Genomic DNA, 4666 nt, shown 5'->3' with positions numbered 1-4666 from the left:
CCCGTGAGCCGGTCGAGCTGAGTGCCGGCGACCACGCCGAGCACGAGGGCTGCCGCGCCGACGATGACGCCGACGCGCACCGCCATGCGCCGGCCGGCCGCGTCAGCGGTGGCGTCGGCCGGTTCATCGCCGGATGCCGCAGCGCCCACGCTCTCGTCGGGCCGCGGATCCGCGTCCGCTCCGTCGACCTCCGCACTCGTGGCCTCGAACTCGGCCTCGCGCAGCGTCCGCAGTTCGTCGGCGGCGCGCCGGCGTTCCTCCTCGGTCGACCCGGCACCGAACGCGATGCGCTCCAGCCGTGCGATGTCGTCGACCTGCATCGGGCTCACCCCCGGGGAACCGTGACCTGCACGCTGCCGTCGGCGTGCCAGGTCGCCGAGAGCAGCCCGACGCCCTCGACGTAGAGCGAGCTCTCGAGGCTGCCGTGCTCGAAGATGCCCCCGTTCGTGCACGACGCGCCGCTCGCGCCCACGGGGTGCGTGATGACGACGCAGACGTCCTTCGTGGGGTCGGGCGACGCCATCACCCCGTAGACGGCGACGCCGTCGGGCATCGAGGTGAGCAGCCGAAGCGTCGCGGGGTCGTACCGGTGCGGCGGAAGCGCGACGGCCGGCACGTCGGTGGCGGCGGCCGGTCGGTCGAACACCTCGTATGCCGTCGAGGCGACGACCGGGACGGAGGTGACCTCGCCCATCGGGAGCGTGATCGAAGCGGCACCGCCGAGGGCGGCGTCGGCGGCCGAGGGCTCCGAGACGGTCGTGCGTGCACCCGCCTGCCACCCCACCGCGACGCCCACGACGAGTGCGGCGGCGCCCACCGCGATCGCCCACTTCAGCGACCTCGCGGCCGGCGTGACCGACGCGGCCTGGGCCACGGCGACGGTACCCGTGGTCACCGGAGGCACCGCGACGACGCGCGACGAGGCCGGGCCAGCGGCATCCGCTCGCTCGGCCTCGTCAGCGGCACGTGCCAGCTCGCACCGCACCGCGTCGAGCTCCGCCAGCGCCGCCGTGCGCTCGGCTTCGCTCGCGACGGCGCCGTAGGCCGTGCGCTGCAGTCGGCGCATCCGCTCGTCGTGGTCGGGATCGTCCAAGAGCGGCCTCCGTCGGTCAGGGCCCGCCGGGAATCGGGCCCTGCAACAGAATGGACCACCGGTGGTGGCGTCGGCAAGGGGTTCCACGCGCACGGTCGCGGCTCCGCCGCGGCATCCGCGCACGAAACTGGCGGAAGCGGTGCGAACGAGCACGAAGATTGCGCACGACGCCGGGAAGTGCGAGCGCTCGGAGCCGCACACTGGGAGTGGCGTCCTGATGGCGGCGCGACCCGAAGCGCCGCCATCAGGGTTCGAAAGAGCGACCTGGTCCGCCGGCATTGCGAGCACGTGGATGTCGCGGGGCGCGGAGCGCCGTGGCATCTGCTGACCCATCGAGGAGTGAGATGTCGACCATGACCATGACCGACRAGCAGCCGGGCACCCGGCCCGAGCGCCGCCCCACGGGGCGGAGCGTGCTCATGTGCCGCCCCGAGCACTTCACCGTCGTGTACCGGATCAACCCGTGGATGAACCCGGCCCAGCCCACCGACACGAGCCTCGCCGTGCAGCAGTGGCAGGTGCTCTACGACACCTACCTGCAACTCGGGTACGACGTGCAGCTCATCGACCCGATCGACGGCCTCCCCGACATGGTCTATGCGGCGAACGGCGGCTTCGTCATCGACAACGTCGCCTACGGCGCGAAGTTCACGCACCCCGAGCGTCAGCCCGAGGGGCCTGCGTACATGGACTGGTTCCGGGCGGCGGGGTTCGACGTGCGGGAGCCCGAGGAGGTGAACGAGGGCGAGGGCGACTTCCTGCTCGTCGGCGAGACGATCCTGGCCGGCACGGGATTCCGCAGCGACTCCCTCTCGCACCAGGAGCTCGGGCGCATCTACGGCCGCGAGGTCGTGACGCTTCGGCTCGTCGACCCGAGCTTCTACCACCTCGACACCGCGATCGCCGTGCTCGACCCGACCCCCGGGCAGGAGCACATCGCCTACCTGCCGACCGCATTCGACGCGGAGTCGCTCGCGGTGCTGCAGGCGCGCTACCCCGACGCGATCATCGTGAACGAGACGGATGCCGCGGTGCTGGGCCTCAATTCGTTCAGCGACGGCTACCACGTGGTGATCGCGTCGCGTGCGACGGACTTCGAGCGGCAGTTGCGCGAGCACGGCTACGACCCGATCGGCGTCGACCTCTCGGAGCTGCTGCTCGGCGGCGGCGGCGTGAAGTGCTGCACCCTGGAGCTGCGCCGATGACCACGACGACCGACCGCACCGCTGCGGCCATCCACGACGAGGAGTTGCACGCGGCGCACAACTACCACCCGCTGCCGGTGGTCGTGGCATCCGGTGACGGGGCCTGGGTGACGGATGTCGAGGGGCGGCGCTACCTCGACTGCCTCGCCGCCTACTCGGCCGTGAACTTCGGTCACGGCAACCCCGTGCTCGTCGCCGCGGCGCGCGAGCAGCTCGACCGCATCACGCTCACGAGCCGCGCGTTCCACAATGACCGGCTGGGCACCTTCGTGACCGAGCTCGCCGCGCTCTGCGGCAAGGACCTGGTGCTGCCGATGAACACCGGCGCCGAGGCCGTCGAGTCGGGCATCAAGGTGGCGCGCGCCTGGGGCTACCGGGTGAAGGGTGTGGTGCCGGATGCCGCGAACATCGTCGTCATGGCCGGGAACTTCCATGGGCGCACCACGACGATCGTCTCGTTCAGCGACGACCCCGATGCGCGCGACGACTTCGGGCCGTTCACGCCGGGCTTCCGGATGGTGCCCTACGGCGACGCGGCCGCGGTGGAAGCGGCGATCGACGAAAACACCGTCGCGGTGCTGGTCGAGCCGATCCAGGGCGAGGCCGGCGTCGTGGTGCCGCCTGCCGAGTTCCTGCCCGCGCTGCGCACGCTGACACGGGAGCGGAACGTGCTGCTCATCGCCGACGAGATCCAGTCGGGTCTCGGACGGGTCGGGGCGACATTCGCGTGCGACCTCGTCGGCGTGGTGCCCGACCTGTACCTGCTCGGCAAGGCGCTCGGCGGCGGCATCGTGCCCGTCTCCGCCGTGGTCGGCGATCGCGACGTGCTCGGGGTGCTCCAGCCCGGCCAGCACGGCTCGACGTTCKGCGGGAACCCGCTGGCCGCTGCCGTGGGCACCGAGGTCGTGCGCATGCTCGCGTCGGGCGAGCCGCAGGAGCGCGCTCGCGTGCTCGGCGCGCAGCTGCACGACCGGCTCGCCCGGCTCGTGGGCCACGGCGTCGTCGCCGTGCGTGGGGCCGGGCTGTGGGCCGGCATCGACATCGATCCCCGCATCGGTACCGGCCGCGCGGTGTGCGAGGCGCTCATGCGTCGGGGCGTGCTCGCGAAGGACACGCACGGGTCGACCATCCGGCTCGCGCCGCCCATCGTCGTGGAGTCGTCCGACCTCGACTGGGCGGTCGACCAGCTCGAGGCGGTGCTCGGCGAGGACCTCAGTCCTCGGTGACCGTGATCGCGCCGTTGGAGGTGCGCAGGTCGAGGGTGTGCTCACCGTCGGGGTCGTTCGCGATCCCGATGCGCTCGCGGCCGTTCGACGTCTCGGACGTGACGCGGTAGGAACCGCCGGCAGGCACCTCGACGTCGATGGCGCCGTTCGACGTGCGCGCCTCGACGTCCTGCGCGACGCCGAGCTCCAGGTCGATCGCGCCGTTCGACGTGGTCGCGCGCACGCCCGAGCCCTGCAGGTCGCTGCCCTCGATGCGGCCGTTCGACGTCTCGGCGACCACGTCGCCTGATATGTCCTCGAGCTCGATGCGGCCGTTGCTCGTCTGCACGTCGACCTCGCCCACGTGTTCGAGCGTGATCGCGCCGTTCGAGGTCGAACCCTCGACGTCGACGCCTTCGGCCACGTCGATCTCGTAGGCCACGCTGCAGTTCCGGCCGCAGCCGCGCAGCTCGAGGGTGTCGCCCGCCACCTCGTGCGTCTCCTCGATCGTGCGCTCTGCGCCGCGGTACGACACCGTGCGATGGACCACCGTCTCCGTCGCGTCGGCGTCGCCGCGCACCTCGACCGATCCCGACGAGTCGACGAGCTCGATGGTGCGGATGTCGCCCGTCACCGTGGTCTCGTCGCTGACGCGATGCGGTGGCGCGAGCAGCGCGCATCCGCCGAGGGCGACCACGACCGTCGCCGTCGTCGCGAGGACYAGCGCCGCCCGCGCGAACCTGCTCATGGTGTTCCTCCCGACGTGGGAGCCTCGACGCCGTCGCGGCATCCGCTCGTCTCGCGCCGACCATACCGCCGTCCCGCCGGCGCCGCCAGCGACGCGCGTCGACCGGCCGGGGCCCGGAGGAAGGCTCGCGGTACGATGACGCGGGACCGTCGAACACGCGACGGGGCTGTTCGGTCTGGGGTGCATGATGGCGAAGAGCAAGAAGGAGAAGGCGGCCGCGAAGGCCCTCGATGCGGCGAAGGATGCGGTCGCCACGGCGAAGCGCCGCGCCGCGAAGGCCGGCAAGGCCGCCCGGAAGAAGGCGGCGAAGGTCGAGAAAAAGCTCGCGGCGGTMGTCGAGCAGACGCGGGCGACGAAGCTGCGGCGTGAAGCGACGGAAGCCGCCGAGCGCGCCACCACCGCCATGGCGTCGAAG

The 4666-nt window shown here is 72.1% G+C and carries 5 protein-coding genes and 1 pseudogene; 3 read left to right on the top strand and 3 right to left on the bottom strand.

Features of this window, described 5'->3' with window-relative positions:
• Positions 1–320, bottom strand: a 320-nt coding sequence (locus AC1DY2_RS15740) for a hypothetical protein (RefSeq protein WP_476763276.1), incomplete at its 3' end; no start/stop codon positions are given.
• A gap of 5 nt (positions 321–325) precedes the next feature.
• Positions 326–1093: a hypothetical protein gene (locus AC1DY2_RS15735; RefSeq protein ID WP_476763275.1), complete on the bottom strand. Its 768-nt coding sequence runs from the start codon at positions 1091–1093 to the stop codon at positions 326–328.
• A gap of 353 nt (positions 1094–1446) precedes the next feature.
• Between AC1DY2_RS15735 and ddaH the strand changes: the two genes are divergently transcribed.
• The gene (ddaH, locus tag AC1DY2_RS15730; protein WP_476763274.1) at positions 1447–2298 is read left to right on the top strand and encodes a dimethylargininase; all 852 of its coding nucleotides are present in this window, start codon (positions 1447–1449) and stop codon (positions 2296–2298) included.
• On the top strand, positions 2295–3524 hold the full coding sequence (gene rocD / locus AC1DY2_RS15725; RefSeq protein ID WP_476763273.1) for an ornithine--oxo-acid transaminase: 1230 nt from the start codon (positions 2295–2297) through the stop codon (positions 3522–3524). The genes ddaH and rocD overlap by 4 nt, the downstream gene beginning before the upstream one ends.
• Here the strand turns inward: rocD and AC1DY2_RS15720 are convergent.
• Positions 3511–4251: a DUF4097 family beta strand repeat-containing protein gene (locus AC1DY2_RS15720; protein WP_476763272.1), complete on the bottom strand. Its 741-nt coding sequence runs from the start codon at positions 4249–4251 to the stop codon at positions 3511–3513. The two genes, rocD and AC1DY2_RS15720, sit on opposite strands and share 14 nt — an antisense overlap.
• A gap of 187 nt (positions 4252–4438) precedes the next feature.
• Here AC1DY2_RS15720 and AC1DY2_RS15715 point away from each other — a divergent pair.
• Positions 4439–4666: pseudogene (locus AC1DY2_RS15715) on the top strand (hypothetical protein); the annotation flags it as partial.

This window comes from Agromyces sp. P1_H4 (assembly GCF_056405255.1).
This window is presented reverse-complemented; position numbering and strand designations above follow the sequence as displayed.